Raw genomic sequence first — 17003 nt, 5'->3', positions numbered from 1 at the left:
TATGTACCTTAATACTTACATATGAATATTATAAAATAAAAACTTTTTTATAAAAACAAAGCAGATCAAAAGTGAGGTGTTTATAGTGTCTGTACGACATTATGTTCTATTTTCCACTGATGGTTTTATAAAAGTTCCTACTACATCGGATATATTATACAATTCAGAAAATACAAAGGATATTTATATATTCGGATTCACAGGTGGTCTTTTTAGGGTTGATACCGATATAATTGATCCTTCTCTTAACTGGCAAAATCCTTTAAACTGGAATAAATATGTTAACATGAAAGGAACAGCTACAATCCCCTCTCCAATTATAAGTGGTGAAGTGGATGATGATATATTTATAACGCTTATAAATCTTGGTATGAAATATAGAAGTGATCTTACGGAACTTCATACTATTCATATCCAGGGAGCAAATCTACCTGCTGAAATAGATGGTTTTCCTGAAACATCCTTTGGTGTTCCTACATGGATAAATTACAAAGATTCTCCTCCTGTTGCAACCTACTATTTTAAACCTGAGCGTAGTGGAACTTATGCGTATAGCAACCATGCAACTGCTTCTCAGCATGTTCAAATGGGCATGTATGGTGCCGTTGTTATATACCCATCGCTTAAAAATCTAGAAGATTCTGGAGTACACAAAAGTAGATCTGATAAATGGTATTTTGAAAGGCAAATTCTCGCCAACGTTTCTCCAAGTGCTATAAATCGCAACTTTGCTTATGCTAATCCATACACATATTTTGATAAGGAATATATTATTCTTTTATCTAATATAGATTCCAATTGGCATAGCAATGTATTAAATAGTAAATTTTATAATCCAATAAACTATAAACCAGATTACTGGCTTATTAATGGAAGAGCTTTTCCTCATACTCTATATCCTCATCCTAAAACGAAAAAAGATAAAAAACAGCCTAATACTGATCAAATAAATTATGAATCTTATGTTCATATTAAGAATGGACAAAAAGTACTTCTCAGAATTATTAACATGGGATATCAAGTGGTCCCTTGGCATGTACACGGATGGAGCTTTTCAGTAGCCGGAAAGGACGCAGAGTTAAACCAATTTTTAAAATTAAGTGCTATACTCAATCTTGAAAAACACGGTAATCACGTTCAAGAAATAGGCTGTACTGCTTCTTTATCCTCTGGTGAAACCTACGACATAATTATATCTGCTGACAACAAAACAGAAAGCTATGAAAACTATATATCGAAAGGTCTATCTACAATTCCTTATTTGCGCAGTCAGCTAAAAGACTTACTAGATAAAAATCAAAATTCAATTGCAACTATTCCAATAGAACCATTAAAACATCCAAATACTGACTTCGTTAATTTCCTGCAACTATGTGATCAAACTAATCCAACCCATGACAAAAATAATTTTCCTCATTTTTATCCTATGCATAATAATGATAACTATACGGTGACTAACAATGGTGTCTATCCTGGAGGGCAGTTAACATTTATTCAAGTAGATAATTAACATAAGGTTCAAAGCTTAACGGCTTTGAACCTTATATTATCTTTAATAAACTTCACAATTTGCAACTGAATCTTCTACAAGCCTTTCTATATCTAAAACACTTTCCGACTTTCTTATTTCATCTAATCTTGGCTTTGTTTTTGGATGTTTAGGCACAAAAACAGTGCAGCAATCTTCATAAGGCAATATAGAGGTTTCATAGGTGTCTATTTCTCTCGCTTTATCCATTATATCAACCTTATCCATAGCAATTAACGGTCTGAATACTGGTCTGTCAGCCACATCATTGCTTACAACAAGTCCTTCCATCGTCTGGCTTGCTACCTGACCTATGCTTTCACCAGTAGTTACAGAATGTATTCCTTTTAGTTCTGCAAGTCTACAAGCTACTCTCATCATAAATCTTCTCATTATTATAGTAAGTTCATCCTCTCTACATTTTTCAATTATCTGCATTTGTATTTCTGTAAAAGGCGCTACATATAATTTAACATCTCCAGTATAACTCTTTAATATATTTGCTAGATCCTTAACTTTTTCCTTTGCTCTCTCACTGGTATAAGGATGACTGTGGAAATAAACACAATTTAACTGAACTCCACGTCTAGCCATCATATATCCTGCAACTGGTGAATCAATACCACCGGAAAGCATAAGCATTGTACTTCCGTTAGTACCATAAGGCATTCCTCCTGCTGCTTTTACTCTTTTAGAATACACATATGCTTTCTCTCTTATCTCTATATTTATAACACCCTTAGGATTATTCACATCAACCTTCAATTCTTCACTATTCATTAGAATATAAGCTCCTACTTCCCTGCTTATATCCATAGAAGTTCCAGGAAAACTTTTGTTAGCTCTGTTTGTTTGAACTTTAAATGTATCCCCCTTAATATCTGCTGCCTCTTTTAATGCTTGTTTTTTTATTTCTTTCATATCAGCTTCTACTTCTGTTACAATACATACTTCTGAAACTCCAAATACTCTTTTTACTCTCTTTAGCCCTTCCTCTATATCTTCAAATTCTAAAAACCATCTTCCTGTATCATTAACGAAATCATATTTTAAATCCTTTAATACACTCTTAATATTATCAATTAACTTTCTTTCAAATTTACCTTTGTTTAATCCTTTTAAAAATATTTCTGGTGCATATTTTACTAATAAAAGTTTCTTCATTTGCTAACTCTCCTCAAAAATTTTAATGATTTCTCTAAGTTTTCTATTGTGTAGTCAACCTCTTCTTTTGTGTTATATTCTGAAAAGCTAAACCTTATAGTTCCTTGAATTTCTTCAGGTTTTAATCCTACTGCATGTAATACATGACTCTCCTTATTACCTCTAGCTGAGCATGCAGAGCCAGTTGACACATATATTCCCTTTGCTTCTAGCGAATGAAGCAATACTTCTCCTCTGACACCTCTAAAGGAAACACTTAATACATAGGGAGAATACTCTTCACCATTACTATTAATTTTTATATCTAATATACTTTGTAGCTTATTTATAAAATAATTCTTAACTTCAGACACTTTTTTATAATTTTCTTCTACATTTTTATATATTTTTTCTGCGGCCTTTGCAAAACCAACCATTGCCGCAAGATTTTCTGTACCGGATCTAAGACTTCTTTCTTGCCCGCCACCAAATATTAAAGGTTTAGGCATAAGTCCTTTTCTAATGTAGGCTATACCAATTCCTCTTGGACCATGAATTTTATGACCACTAGCAGATAACAAATCTATATTATATTTTTGTACATTAATTTTATATTTTCCATAACTTTGTACAGCATCTACATGAAACTTAATTTTGCTACTTTTTTCTTTTATAAGTTTACCTATTTTTTCAATATCCTGAACTGTGCCAATTTCATTATTTACATGCATAATACTTACTAATTGAGTATCTTTATTTATACTTTTATCTAGTTCATCTAAATCTATTTTACCATTGTTCTCTACATTCAGATATGTAACCTTAATACCTTCGCTTTCCAACTGCCTGCAAGTGCCTATTATACTAGGATGCTCTATTTTAGTTGTTATTATATGAGCACCTTCTTTTATAAAACCTCTTATTAAAAAATTATTACTTTCACTACCGCCTGATGTAAATACAACCTCTTCTCTACTACATCCCAAAGTATCTGCAACTATCTGTCTACTCTCGTTCATTTTTCCTTCTGCTTTTAGTCCCAATGTGTGGGCCGAAGATGGATTTCCATAATAGTTTTTCATTGTATCTATCATAACTTCCATTACTTCATCGTACGGCTTGGTTGTTGCACTATTATCAAAGTAAACTTCCATATATATCACTCCCTAAAAATATTAATACTATTATTTGTTTACTGCTCCAAATCTATAACACAGGCTTCTTAAATGCGTTAGCGACTTTGTAGATTTATTATTCTCATAATGCAAATTAAATTTAAATTATATGTAAATATTATATATTAAAATACGTAATATGCAAAAATATTATATATTAAAATACGTAATATGCAAAAAAAACTATATGTACCAAATAACTAATACTGTGGAAGAAATTAAAGGCTACATTTTATATAATGTCCATATTAAAACAACTAAAAAGGTAAATACTAAAGTAAGCCTATATAACCAAGCGATTATTAACATAATTTAGCATAAGGAGGGTCTATCTTGAATGGAAAACTAAATTATAAAAAGAGATTCATTATATATGTAATCGTAATTCTCACCATTAATATTACATTTTTTTCCTTGCAAAGAAAGTATATAGCCTCTGCTACTTCTAGTAAGCGGGGCAGTACTTCTGCAGTAGAAAATCCTTACACAAAAGATGAGAAAAACAAGATTTCAAATAACACTAGAAGTTTATCAAAATTCATGCTAGCTTTCGGGTATGATGAGAATGAATTAAAGACAATTGTAGAAGATATGTATAATAAGCGTTCATCTGCCTTCATTACCGGTGACTTATTATCTTTAAAACAATACTTTGACACATCTCAGAAATATGGTGTATGGGCACTAGAACATGAAGTTAAACGTGTCAAATATTTGAATGATTGGTCTAGTCAACGGGGAATGAAATTTGCAAATGTTCAATCTACAGTAAGAATAAAGAAAGTCTACCCTGGAACAAAATTAGTTAAGATAGCTTTAGAAGAAAGCTATAAGTTCGATTACACCTATCCTAAAGATGAAACTCCTGCTATAAATTCTTTTGGAGTTGGAATAAGACACACTTTAAGTCTAATCAAAAAAGATGATAAATGGTTGATATATAATGATTGGTATACAGACTGCTTTGAAGACGCGCTTCAAGCTTATACAGGAGATATAAAGAGCAACATAGAGCCCCCTACACCGCCAAATTCATCTACTATGAATATAAAACATATACTACCTTCTCAAAGCTCAAGTCAAACATATAAAAAACTTTATTATGATAGAGATAAGGCCGCTGCATATGCTGACAAATATTGTGGTGCTGCTTGGGGAAGCGGTAATAACTTTAAATATAATAAAAAATATAAGGACTTCAATGGTATTGGTGGAGACTGCACAAACTTTGCATCTCAAGTACTTGGAGATAAAGAGGCTGGCGGTATTCCTATGGATTATACCTGGCGCTGCGAATATTCAAGATGGGGAAATAGCCCAGGAACTTCTGCTTGGGTAAATGCAGATGGATTAAAAAACTACTTAGTATATAGCGGCAAGGGCAGTGTTATTAAAAAAGGTACCTTTAAGGAATTAACCGCTCCTTTGCCAGATTTGCCGACAGGAACAGTTGGAAAGTTACAGCTAGCAGATCTTGTATGCTACGAGAAGAAAGGAAATATTGATCACTTTGGAGTAGTCACAGGCTGGGATTCTCATGGATATCCTTTAATTAATTCTCATACTACTGATAGATACCATGTACCATGGGACTTAGGCTGGGGAGATAACCAAATAAGATTTTTCTTAATACACATAAATGGGTAATGGCCTTGAAGTTTTAACCTCAAAGCCCTATACATGGAGGTGAGCGTATGATACCCAAAAAAAGTAAAACTATAATTTTCATATCAGTATTTTTGTTTGCTATTTTTATCTTCAATAACTATGCAGCTACTAGTGTTAACGCTGCATCCACTGAGAATGCCAAAGTTATATATTTAACCTTTGATGATGGACCAAGTACAGTAGTTACTAATAAGATTTTAGATATTCTAAAAGAAGAAAAAGTAAAAGCCACCTTTTTCGTGGTAGGTTATAAAATTAATGGAAGAGAACAAACATTAAAAAGAATGCATGAAGAAGGTCACAGTATCGGGCTTCATACTTATACTCATAAATATAGACAAATATATGCAAATGATAAGGCTTTTATAGATGAAATGGATAAAACAGCTTCTGAAGTGGAAAAAGTTGTTGGTTTTTCACCGGTAGTAATAAGATTTCCATCCGGCAGCAAAAAACACTTAAGCAAAGATCTTTTAGAAAAGTTACACTCCAAAAATTATAAAATATATGATTGGAACTTAAGCTTATCAGATGGAATAGATTATAATACTCCGCCAGATAAGCTATTTAGGGAAGCTACTCAAAAATGTATTAATCCAGACAAAATATTTTTATTAGCTCACTGCGATCAACCAAACAAAACCACCTGCGAAGCTCTTCCTAAAATAATAAAATACTACAAAAATATGGGATATGAATTTAGGACTATTACAGCAGATACTCCAGAATATCACTTTAGAGTATCAAGGTAAAATTTACAAGAGTAAATAAGCGCAAATAGTTAAAAAATATTAAGGTAAGATTTTAATATTTATTTGTGCTGAGGTGTTAAAATGAAAAAACATAAAATTATATTATCAATATTGATGCTAGCAATATTTTTGACTTATTTTCCACTAATAACTGCAAAAGCCTATACAACAAAAATAAATACAGCCACAAATAATAAATATGCCATATTGGTAGATTTAACAGAACTCAGGTTATATTTAATAGACAATAATACTCATGTAATAGTAAAAGAATATCCCGTAGCAGGAGGTAAAGAATCTACTCCTTCTCCAATAGGCACATGGTCTATAATAAATAAAGAATCAGGCTGGGGAAAAGGATTTGGAACAAGATGGATGCAACTTGGTGTCCCTTGGGGAAAATATGGAATACATGGTACCAACAAGCCTTTAACCATTGGAGGAGCTGAATCTCTTGGATGTATTAGGATGTTTAATGAGGATGTAGAAAACCTTTATAAATATGTTGATTGTGGAACAACTGTAGTGATTTATGGAGGTCCTTATGGGCTGTATTGGAATAAATTTAGAACCTTATTGCCAGGCGATACTGGGGGAGATGTATATGAAGTCCAAAGAAGGTTAATGCACAGAGGCTATTATACCGGAACATTAGATGGTATTTATGGTGAGGGTATGAAAAGTTGTATAATTAAATTTAGGAAAGATAACAAGCTTTCCATTACACATGACATAGACAAAGAATTCTACAATGCTATTGGCATGAAGCCCTTTGAATAAGGATAACTTTCCTTATTCAAAGGACTTCATTAATTACTTTATAAGTATTTTAATTGTTCTCATCATAAGTTGTAACAACATTATTTAATTTTCTAAAAGCATCAATAATTTTTTCTGTCTCCTCTAAACCTAACTTATTAAAAAGTTCTGATAAATGTTGAGTTTTAATATTATTAATCCACTCTTGATGCTTTAATGCTTTTTCCGATAATGATATTTTAACTATTCTACGATTCTCTTCGGGAATCTCTTTTACTATATATTCGTTCTTTTCCAGTCTATCAATAATTCCAGAAACAGTACTTTTAGATAGACTGAGTTTTTTACTTAACTCGTTTAAAGTAATCCCTGGATTATGATATAACTCATGCATAAGTAATACCTGTGGAACTGTAAAACCGTAATTACAAGCTTCTTTTATAATATGTGATTTAAAACTTTTGTGCAAAGATCTAAAGATGTCAACAAATTCTTCTGCATAATTAGTTAGTTGCTGGTTCACCTGACACATCTCCTTTAGCTAATACTTTGTCATTACCTACAACTTTCCCAAATTTCTTTCTTTTAATCAACATTCCTAGAGGAATTACTACTATAGCCGCAAAAACTGTAACTAACAATGTATCATTCATTGCATATAAAAAGGCCATTTTCTGTATCTGTCCATAAGCAACTGTTTGAGCTACACCCTGCGCACTCCCCTGTGGCATTCCAGTTCCCATAAAATATCCCTGAAGTCCTTTTAGATAATCCGTATTAAAAGGATTAAAGCTTGTAAATCTCTCAGCTAATCCATAGTAATTAGAGGTTTGTCTGTTTTTTAAAATTGTAGTAAGTATAGTTACACTCAAAGAACCGGCAACCTGTCTAATTGTATTGGATAACGCAGATGCACGACCAACTAACTGCTTTGGAACCTGATTCATCCCCTCTGTTGATGATGGCATCATAGCGAGTCCAATTCCAAAACCTCTAGCCATCAAAAGCCACTTAATAGTATTTGGATCAGTGGTTAATGTAATTTTAGATAACTCATAACTGACATATGCTAATATACCTACTCCACTTATAACTAGAGGTCTAGCTCCAATTTTATCAAATAGCTTTCCACTAATAGGCATCATTATACCTGTTACTATAGCACTAGGAAACATGAGCATACCTGTTTGCATTGCAGAATATCCTCTTATATTTTGTAAATATAGAGGTATCAGCATAATTCCACCATATAACGCCATATTTAATACTGCTGATATAATGATACTTAAGGAGAAAGGAAATATTTTAAGTACTCTTAAATCTAATAAAGGTTCATCAATTGTAAGCTCATTTATAACAAATAGTACCAAACTAAAAATACCTAGTACAATCAATATAGGATACTTTACATCAGACCAATCTATACTTGAACCTTCTCCGAGAACGTAAAGAAGCGATACCATACCAACTACAGAAGTAATCACTCCTATGTAATCCAGCTTTTTTCCCAAATTAAGTGGACGATCCTTTAATATTAAACCTGCAAAGATTACCCCTACTATACCTATTGGGACATTTATATAGAATATTAATCTCCAATCTAAATACTGTATTATATATCCACCAAGGGTTGGTCCAATAGCAGGAGCTGCCATTGCAGCAATTCCCCAGAAACCTAAGGCCATCCCTCTTTTCTCTAGTGGAAATATCTCATATATTATAGACATACCTACTGGCATGATCATTCCGCCGCCTATACCCTGTATAATCCTGGCTATTATCATAGATGTAACATTCCATGCAAATCCACATAAGAAAGAACCTATAGTGAATAGAGCCAAAGCAAAAATATAAATTTTTTTAGTTCCAAAAGTATCTCCTAAATATCCTGTTAGAGGTATTACAGCTCCTAGTGTTAGCATATAAGAAGTTAATACCCAATTTATTTGGTCTATCGATACCCCATAAACTGCCATCATCTTAGGTATAGCTATATTTACAATACTACTGTCTAATATTGACATGAAGGTACCTATAACTACTACACTAAGCGCTAACCATTTATAAAAAGAAGCTTCCTTCTCATTTTCCATCAAAATCACCTGCCTTTATATGCAGTAATATTTATTTAACATGTATTTTAACAACTACGCTTATTCCTGGTTGCAATTTGACATTATATTTATCAAGTTTAATTTTTACAGGAACCTTTTGTGTGACCTTCGTAAAGGTTCCTCCTGAAGAAGTAGGAAGCAATGAGAATGTTGCTGCTGTCGCTTCTCCTATAGATTGAACCTTTCCAGTTAGTTTACTACTACCATACTCATCTACTGTAATATCCACCGATTGCCCTATTTTTAACTTTTCTAATTTTGTTTCTTCTATATTGGCATTTATATAAATCGCAGATGGATCTATCATTATAGCTAGTGATTGTCCTGGCGAAACTATTTCACCTACTGTTCCTTGTTTTTTAATTACAGTACCGGTAATTGGTGCTCTAACAATTGACATTTCTAAACTTGTATCAGGCAGGGTTCCCATGTCCTGCCTAGCTATTATCTGTCCCTTTTCAACATGTTGACCTTCATTTACATAAAGTTCTAATAGCTTTCCAGAAATTTGCGGACCTGCTTTAACTAAATCAGAGGTAACCGTTGCATCTTCAGTAGAAACATAGTAAGTATTATTATACCAGTAATACGTTCCAACTCCCGCCATAGCTATTACCATTAATGCTAGTACTGCTGTTATTAATGTTTTTCTTTTTGATTTCATACCTGCTTCACCTACCCTTACTTATTTAATCCTATTTCTGCAAACATTCCTGGTTTTAAAGCATCATTACCATCTTTAAGCGTTACCTTAACTAGCACTTGCTTATTACGTGTATCGATTTGAGGATCTATTACAGATATTTCTCCCTGAAACTTTTTATCTGATACGTCAGATACTTTTACTATAACAGGTTGTCCAACTTTCAATTGTGCTACTAGATCTGAAGGCACATAACCATCTATATGAAGCTGTCCATTATTAACTATAGTAACAAGGTTTTGTCCTGTTATTGCCATTTCACCTACATTTATATTTTTAGCAGTAACAGTTCCTGATATAGGTGATGCAATAGTTCCATAATTTAAATTAGCCTTTGCTGTTTCAACAGCCGCTTGAGCTTGTTTCACAGTTGCTGCTGCAGCATTTACATCCTGTGGAGTTGCACCATTTTTTAATTGCTCTAACTGATGCTGTACTGATTCATATTGAGACTTAGCTGATGCAACTGGACCCTCTAGTTTCTCTAAGTCTTGCTTTGAAACAAATCCACCGTCATATAATTCTTTTTGACGATCATAAGCAGTCTGTGCAAGTTCGTATGCCTTTTGCGCTCCTTGTAATAAAGCCTCAGTTGAAGATATTTGCTCTGGCCTTGAACCAGTTTTAACTTTATCTAAACCAGCTTGAGCTGTTTCTACCGCTGCCTGCGCTTGATTTACTTGAGCTTGAATATCCTGAGTATCTAAAACAATAATAGGATCTCCTGCATTAACCTTACTTCCAACGTCTACTTTCACTTCTGCAACTTTTGCAGGAAGCTTTGTCATTAGGTTTACTGAGTTATCTGCTTGTACTTTACCTGCAAAAATGTATATTTCTTGAGGTGTTGAGGAAGTCTTAGTGTTTTCATTTGAAGTATTTTTAGTAGAACCACATCCACTAAAAATCATGGCTGTAGCTATTAATAAAGGTACTATCTTTTTCATATTAATCCTCCTTAGTATATATAAAATAAACCTTAAATCAGATGGAACTTTAATTCCATCTGATTTTTAGCAAACGAATCTAGTGACATAGACAATCTTTACTCATTCTTTGAGAAGATTGTAGCCCTAGATTAACAATTATTCGATATATAATTGTTAGCTTCCTTAATGTTCTTATGCGAACAATTTATTTTACCATAATTTTTTTATCGTTGTCTATATATATTTTTTGCATAAAAACATATAATCTGATTTTAAACGATAAAAAATACATTAGTTTTCTATTAAATGTTTAACTTAATAATAAAAACAGGCATCTAAATTATTGTTTTAGATACCTGTTTCCCTTAGCTACCTAAGATTTTTCTAATTTCCTTTGATAGCATATCAAATCTCTTTTTATCCCTGTTATCTAATGCACTATCAGCAAAAGCATATAGTGCACCGATATAGAGATTTTTTCTTTCTTCTTTAGTTAAAGGGTTAACCAAATAATTCATTTGGTAGATTAAATAATTATTAATGCATTTTTCAAGATATATATCCTTTAACACATTAATATAGGTTAATAATTCTTTTTCCGATAAGGTAAAAAATACTCTTACTGAAGAATTATTATTTACCCTAATGGAGGATATTTTTATATATTCTTTATTAAGGGAGGATATTATTATTTTACCCTGATTTTTAATATTAAATTCTTTATTATTTTTATTTTCTCCATTTAACTCATTGGCAAACTCGACAAGAAAACTTATATATTCCTTAAAAACTTCTTTTGATAAGCTATAGCTATTATTAATGACTTCAAGGTCTCTTTTCCTTTTAAAGCACAGGTTGTACCTATTTTTACCTTTAATGTTTTTCTCTATAGATACAACTATGCTATCCGTTAATCTATCAGGTATTCTTTTCGGCACAATCTTTATTCCATATTCAAAGTTATCACCTTTAGAATAATTAGGTAAAATAAAGTTGTTTATCTCCATAATATTTCTCCTCTCTTACTTTATATCTTAACCTATTATAATCGAAAAAAGTCGTATTTTATTTTTACAAAAAATTGTGAAAATAAAAAAAGAGGCTTAAATAAGCAGATATGGCATATCTACTTATTTATAACCTCTAATTCATAGTAAACTTAAGCTCTCCACTATTTAAATTCAATCTTTTGATTATTACAGAAATAATTAAACTCACAGAATTTGCATTGTTTTATGTATAAGTCTTTATTGAAATCTCTTACAAAATCATATTGATTAATATTCTCTACGAGTTCATATATAGTGCTTTCATTTTTTCTATGTTTATCTTCAGAGTAAGAAATAGTAATTATATGTTCTGCATATTGTGGCTGCCAGTAAATCATTTTTATTTGATTTAACTTTATTTCTTTGCCTAAAGTCTCACTGAGTTTTTCTCCTGCAGCATACATATATACTATGGTTTGAAATCTACCTTCTAATTCCTTATGGGATAGTTTCCTATTTTCAGTCTTCCAATCCCATATTTCAACATCATTATTAGGTTTTATAACGATTAAATCATATTTTGCCTGAAGTCTTACATGGTCTTTTATTATTTTTATTTCATACTCAGGTAAATATACATTTTGCTTTTCTATAGGCATTAGCTTTAGAAGCTCATCAGTCCATCTAGCAATATCTTCATTACAATTTTCGTTTCCCAAAGGAATGCCAGAAAAATATCTTTCGCAGATTAAGTGAAAATCTAAACCTATTTTTATTCCTTCATAATACTCTATATCCTCTTCTGAATCATTTCTCCATGACATATTATCAAAATATTTTAATTTAAATTTTAAAGGGCATTTACTAAAAGTATTTAATGAGTTTTGACTATAATAAAAATAACTCAGCTTTCTAACGTCCAGCACTGTCCTCACATCCTTTTATACGTAGCTTTTCTATTTTCTATAAATTTCTTTAAAACATCAAAATATTTTGATGGACAATCCTTTTTACCTTCATCATAATTAGACATTAATACTAAATACTCTTTTGCTCTTGTTATTCCAACATATAAAAGTCTTATTTTTTCGTTAACCACATCTGCTCGTGCTTGAATAAAGGGATTATTACCTATAGATTGCCCTAGCATTTTTTGTATTTCTGCCTTTCCTAAAGCAATAGGATTTTTAAATTCTTCTTTAAAATAATAATGATCAGATCTAAATTTTCCACTTAATGAAGAAGGGAAATTATAATCAGTTAAAGAAAGTAAAAATACACAATCCCACTCTAGACCCTTTGATTTATGACAGGTTGATATGGTTACTCTTTCTGGCGTAGGCTCATATCCCTGAATTTCATAAATAACATCTGCTATTTGCTTAAATACTGAATTCTTTACATCCAAAAGTCTTTGAGAAACTTCCTCTAAAGTTAAATCAGTTTTATATCTTTGTTCATATTGTATATAGGAAGCAACGGCTTCAACCATAGCCTTATCATTTACATCTAAATTTAGAAGATTACCTATATATAAAATTAGTCTTTCCATAGACATTTCATTATGTTTAAGTAAGTCTTTTATAGTATCCATATATTTCTCGAATAGTTCAACTAGTTTTCTATCTGCTAGTTTTTCTTCACTAAATTGATTTTCATATAAATCTATTATTTTATTTTCCAATAAATCCTCAATTTCGCAGTTGGATATCCTACTTATCAATGCTTCCTTTCCCAGAAGGTTTTCACCTATCAAACAGTTCATTAGTTCTTTAAATCTCATAACGTTATCTGGTTCTGATAAAAAACGCAGCATGTATCCTAGTGTGTTAGTAATCTTAATTCTTTTTTCTGAAGTTGTGGATAACTCATCACATTCAATTCCAATTCTCCTCAGCTCTTTTGCAAGCTCTGTTACTTGATTATTATATGGTACCAAAACCCCTATAGTCTTATCTGGATTCTTAATTTTAAAATTTTTAACTGCTTTTAGTGTTGTCTCTTTCACCTTATCCCAAGAACTAAAACAATAACTATATATACCATAATCCTCTGGTTCAGGATTCTTAAATTCCTCCATACCTGACATTACTCTTATGTACTGCTCCTCAAGAGCGCCTCTACACTTCTCCTCAGGATGTTCTGACCTTACATAACTTACTAAGTAGTTAGCTAAGTTTATAATTTCCTTTGAACTTCTTCCTGCCATATTCATAATATGTTTTCTTTCAGCTTGACTACAAAAATTCGCAAAAAACTTAGGGTCTGATGAAGTAAAGGTTCCCATTATACTCTGATTTAAATCTCCAACTCTCACAAGATTATTGTTGTTTTCCGAAAGCAGCAGTAGTATTTTGCTCTGCACTAAATTAGAATCCTGACATTCATCTTCAAAAATAAAGCTATATTTGTTCTTGAACTTCTCTCTCAGTTTATCATCTAGTAGTAATGCCTTATATGATAGCAGCAGCAAATCGTTATAATCTATGTATCCTTCCATTCTAAGCTTCTTAATATAAGCATCGTAAATTTGAGAAATACTTTTTACAATACTAATTCCTTCAACATTCTCTAACTTTTCTAAAAGTAATTCCGAGGAAATACTATTAAGCTTAAGTTCACTAATTAAGTTATCAGCTATGGTAAAAAAGTCTCTCCAATAGTACTCGCCTTTTTCATTGTATTTCTTATTGCCACTGTCTGACAAGAGAAGCCTAAATATTCTCTCTCCGTTTTTTCTTCTCCAGTTTTCAATACATTCATTTAGAAAAGCAATTTTTTTCAAATCATCAATTATTTGAAATTCTTCATTAACTCCAACTACATCCGGTCTTTCTTTTAATATTTTCATTGCCAAACTATGAATAGTCATAACCTCATAATCACCATTTGCAGTTATGCCTTTGTTTTCTAATACAGAGGATATCCTGCCTTTAAAATTGTTTACTGCACTATTCATGTAAGTTACTACAAGCACTTTTCCTGGTTTATGTATTTTTTCTTCAATAATTTTAGCTGCCAGATGAGCTACAATAAAAGTTTTTCCTGCTCCTGGTACTGCCGGTACTGCCATAGTACCTCCTCTGTACTCCATTATAGGTTTTTGGTCCTCCCTAAACTGCACCAGAGACACCTCCTTCACCAAAGATGTTTAAGATAATATCAGAAAAATATCCCTGCTGTTCATACCCATTTAAGGAGTATTCACTTCCGTAAAAGTAAATCTCTTCATTACATTTTCTCATAAGACACTTCATTATTGAAACTAAATTACTCAATCTATTATTTTCTTCTATATCTGAACTATAAACTTCATTTGCATTCCATGTACTTCTTAACACATAGGTATTGGTTAGTTCTTTTATGTTTCTTGGTGCCCACATATCACTGCTTACATCTGCCCATATCTGAATCTTACTCTTTAAATTACAAGTTAGAAAATTATAAGGATTAGTTATAACTATGCCGTTGTTATTTAGGAACAGTTCCTCTAATTCCCTTAAAGAATAAAAATCTGCCGCTTCACTTTTTAGAAATATAATAAATTTTTCTTCCGGATTATTTTTTGTATTAAACTGTGTTAACATTTCTATAAACTTTTCAGCAGTTTCACTTAAATTTTTGCAAATTTGTATGTTATCTTTTGCATGAGGAAGTGTTATAAGAAGCTCTAAAAAACTTCTTCTAAACAATTCATCTAAAGACATACTCTTTTCTTCTATGTAATGCTTATATTTCTGTATACATTCTTTTAAATTATTATACCTACCTTCAACATCCACACCTATTCTTTCAGTAACCTCTGAAGTCAATTGCTGTAATTCTCCACAATTTATTATTGACTTTGATACTATAGAAGCCTTAACCATATCTATATTCAAAACTGTAGAAAAAAATCTTTTATAATCATCTTTAGTTAAATTAATTTCAGTATATTTATTACAAAGACAAGCTATCACTATCAAGCTGTGTACATATGAATTATCTATAAGCCTGGATTTCTTAGAAGTATTTATAATTCCTATTCGCAAATCTCGCAAATTATATTCTGTTTCAGAGCTTAAAACAACATCATTAGAAGGTGATATTATTACTATATCTTCTGGACTTTTTCCATTTTTAACAAGGTCCTTAATTTTATTAGATATTTTTTCTAGCATTTCACTACGTAATTGAGATGATATATCAAAGTAAACAGGTATTTCTTTATTTTTAGCTGAAATACTTCCTAAGTTATCTACACTAATTTCCTTAGAAAACTCCATGAAGTAGTCTCTACACATAAAACTTTCTTCTAACTCTAGTTGTTGATAAGGAAATTCTATATTGCTCATTAAGTATTGCTTATCGGCTCCATAATATGTGCCAAATCCACCATCTTGATTATAGAACATATATCCTTTTTCTACAGTGCACATAAGCTTATTTACAAGTAACAGCTGTGCCGGCGATATTTCATTAAGATCATCAACTAAAATATATTTTATATTATTTAATTTTTTAGCATATACATCGTTATTAATCAAATAATTGTTATATAAATAAATACCAATACCATAGTCCACAACCCCCTGTTTCAAAAAGCTGTTGATATAGTAATCTATTATAGAATCCATATGTTCATAGTTTTCTCTACTTATACTTTCCTTAATTTGAAGAGAATTATATAGCCTAGTTCCTATTTCTTTAAAATTAACTAATGACATAGCAGCCTTGTTTATATTAGAAACTAGGTTGGAGGCTATACTACTTGAGTGTGAAGTTATGTCTAAAAGATATCCTTTCCTTCTATAATAGTTAACTAGAAGCTCCATCATATAATTTGCCAAATCCGTTGATATAAATTCAGGCTTTAAGGATTTCTTTTCTATTTCACTGCACTTACTCTCTATTATTGGCCAAAATTTCGATAGCTCCCTACTTACAAAATTTTGATAAGTATATATCTTAAATTCACCTGCTGTTTTTAAACACAGCTCTTTTTTCCAAGTCATAGCTTGATGTCTGTTCATCACTAAGACTAATATATTCTCACTATTTATTTTTTCTTCTTCAATCATATGCTTATATTTTTCTATAGCTAATGTGGTTTTTCCACTTCCCGACTTTCCACTTACTATTATGGATTTCTCACTGAAGAGATTATCAAATAATTTTCTTTTTACTTCTAGGTATCTCATTTTTTCACCTCATCAATGGATATTCACTTTCCTTTATTTTAACATATTAATTAGAATTTTGGG

14 protein-coding genes are annotated in these 17003 nt (G+C 31.4%); 4 read left to right on the top strand and 10 right to left on the bottom strand.

Annotated features, from left to right (window positions below; all coding sequences use genetic code 11):
* Window positions 1-85: 85 nt before the first annotated feature.
* Window positions 86-1510, top strand: coding sequence for a multicopper oxidase domain-containing protein (locus ACZ5N4_RS03800; RefSeq protein WP_464207285.1), 1425 nt, complete (start codon window positions 86-88; stop codon window positions 1508-1510).
* Window positions 1511-1552: 42 nt separating this feature from the next.
* Here the strand turns inward: ACZ5N4_RS03800 and thiI are convergent, their stop codons facing one another.
* Together thiI and ACZ5N4_RS03790 are read right to left on the bottom strand one after the other, a co-directional pair.
* The gene (gene thiI, locus ACZ5N4_RS03795; protein ID WP_464207283.1) at window positions 1553-2692 is read right to left on the bottom strand and encodes a tRNA uracil 4-sulfurtransferase ThiI; all 1140 of its coding nucleotides are present in this window, start codon (window positions 2690-2692) and stop codon (window positions 1553-1555) included.
* Window positions 2689-3825: a cysteine desulfurase family protein gene (locus tag ACZ5N4_RS03790; RefSeq protein ID WP_464207282.1), complete on the bottom strand. Its 1137-nt coding sequence runs from the start codon at window positions 3823-3825 to the stop codon at window positions 2689-2691. Before ACZ5N4_RS03790 ends, thiI begins: the two co-directional genes overlap by 4 nt.
* Window positions 3826-4179: 354 nt before the next feature.
* Between ACZ5N4_RS03790 and ACZ5N4_RS03785 the strand changes: the two genes are divergently transcribed.
* The 3 genes from ACZ5N4_RS03785 (at window position 4180) to ACZ5N4_RS03775 (ending at window position 7046) form a co-directional block, all read left to right on the top strand.
* Window positions 4180-5493 (top strand): amidase domain-containing protein, encoded by a 1314-nt coding sequence (locus ACZ5N4_RS03785; protein WP_464207280.1) that lies wholly within the window; start codon window positions 4180-4182, stop codon window positions 5491-5493.
* A gap of 47 nt (window positions 5494-5540) precedes the next feature.
* The gene (locus ACZ5N4_RS03780; RefSeq protein WP_464207278.1) at window positions 5541-6266 is read left to right on the top strand and encodes a polysaccharide deacetylase family protein; all 726 of its coding nucleotides are present in this window, start codon (window positions 5541-5543) and stop codon (window positions 6264-6266) included.
* Window positions 6267-6347: 81 nt separating this feature from the next.
* Window positions 6348-7046, top strand: a complete 699-nt coding sequence (locus ACZ5N4_RS03775) for a L,D-transpeptidase family protein (RefSeq protein ID WP_464207276.1) — start codon at window positions 6348-6350, stop codon at window positions 7044-7046.
* 49 nt (window positions 7047-7095) lie between these two features.
* Here ACZ5N4_RS03775 and ACZ5N4_RS03770 read toward each other — a convergent pair whose 3' ends face one another.
* From ACZ5N4_RS03770 to ACZ5N4_RS03735, 8 genes are all read right to left on the bottom strand, one after another.
* Window positions 7096-7548, bottom strand: coding sequence for a MarR family winged helix-turn-helix transcriptional regulator (locus ACZ5N4_RS03770; protein WP_464207274.1), 453 nt, complete (start codon window positions 7546-7548; stop codon window positions 7096-7098).
* Window positions 7529-9118, bottom strand: coding sequence for a DHA2 family efflux MFS transporter permease subunit (locus ACZ5N4_RS03765; protein ID WP_464207272.1), 1590 nt, complete (start codon window positions 9116-9118; stop codon window positions 7529-7531). Before ACZ5N4_RS03765 ends, ACZ5N4_RS03770 begins: the two co-directional genes overlap by 20 nt.
* 31 nt (window positions 9119-9149) lie before the next feature.
* Window positions 9150-9803 carry an HlyD family secretion protein gene (locus ACZ5N4_RS03760; protein ID WP_464207270.1) on the bottom strand — a complete coding sequence of 218 codons (654 nt, stop codon included), beginning with the start codon at window positions 9801-9803 and terminating at the stop codon, window positions 9150-9152.
* A 17-nt stretch (window positions 9804-9820) separates the two neighbouring features.
* Window positions 9821-10789, bottom strand: coding sequence for an HlyD family secretion protein (locus ACZ5N4_RS03755; protein WP_464207268.1), 969 nt, complete (start codon window positions 10787-10789; stop codon window positions 9821-9823).
* A gap of 347 nt (window positions 10790-11136) precedes the next feature.
* Window positions 11137-11778, bottom strand: a complete 642-nt coding sequence (locus ACZ5N4_RS03750; protein ID WP_464207266.1) for a hypothetical protein — start codon at window positions 11776-11778, stop codon at window positions 11137-11139.
* Between the two features lie 164 nt (window positions 11779-11942).
* Entirely contained in the window at window positions 11943-12686 is a 744-nt protein-coding gene (locus tag ACZ5N4_RS03745) for a PD-(D/E)XK nuclease family protein (protein WP_464207264.1), read from the bottom strand.
* A gap of 5 nt (window positions 12687-12691) precedes the next feature.
* Window positions 12692-14884 (bottom strand): UvrD-helicase domain-containing protein, encoded by a 2193-nt coding sequence (locus tag ACZ5N4_RS03740; RefSeq protein WP_464207262.1) that lies wholly within the window; start codon window positions 14882-14884, stop codon window positions 12692-12694.
* The gene (locus tag ACZ5N4_RS03735; RefSeq protein ID WP_464207260.1) at window positions 14874-16940 is read right to left on the bottom strand and encodes a UvrD-helicase domain-containing protein; all 2067 of its coding nucleotides are present in this window, start codon (window positions 16938-16940) and stop codon (window positions 14874-14876) included. The genes ACZ5N4_RS03740 and ACZ5N4_RS03735 overlap by 11 nt, the downstream gene beginning before the upstream one ends.
* Between the last annotated feature and the right edge of the window lie 63 nt (window positions 16941-17003).

Source organism: Clostridium nitrophenolicum (assembly GCF_055391695.1).
The sequence above is the reverse complement of the archived record's forward strand: the minus strand, read 5'-3'. Positions and strand labels throughout refer to the sequence as shown.

Coding starts and splice junctions, on each gene's coding strand:
- thiI (WP_464207283.1), bottom strand. CDS start 2,692: ATGAAGAAACTTTTATTAGTAAAATATGCACCAGAAATATTTTTAAAA.
- ACZ5N4_RS03790 (WP_464207282.1), bottom strand. CDS start 3,825: ATGGAAGTTTACTTTGATAATAGTGCAACAACCAAGCCGTACGATGAA.
- ACZ5N4_RS03780 (WP_464207278.1), top strand. CDS start 5,541: ATGATACCCAAAAAAAGTAAAACTATAATTTTCATATCAGTATTTTTG.
- ACZ5N4_RS03775 (WP_464207276.1), top strand. CDS start 6,348: ATGAAAAAACATAAAATTATATTATCAATATTGATGCTAGCAATATTT.
- ACZ5N4_RS03765 (WP_464207272.1), bottom strand. CDS start 9,118: ATGGAAAATGAGAAGGAAGCTTCTTTTTATAAATGGTTAGCGCTTAGT.
- ACZ5N4_RS03760 (WP_464207270.1), bottom strand. CDS start 9,803: ATGAAATCAAAAAGAAAAACATTAATAACAGCAGTACTAGCATTAATG.
- ACZ5N4_RS03755 (WP_464207268.1), bottom strand. CDS start 10,789: ATGAAAAAGATAGTACCTTTATTAATAGCTACAGCCATGATTTTTAGT.
- ACZ5N4_RS03750 (WP_464207266.1), bottom strand. CDS start 11,778: ATGGAGATAAACAACTTTATTTTACCTAATTATTCTAAAGGTGATAAC.
- ACZ5N4_RS03735 (WP_464207260.1), bottom strand. CDS start 16,940: ATGAGATACCTAGAAGTAAAAAGAAAATTATTTGATAATCTCTTCAGT.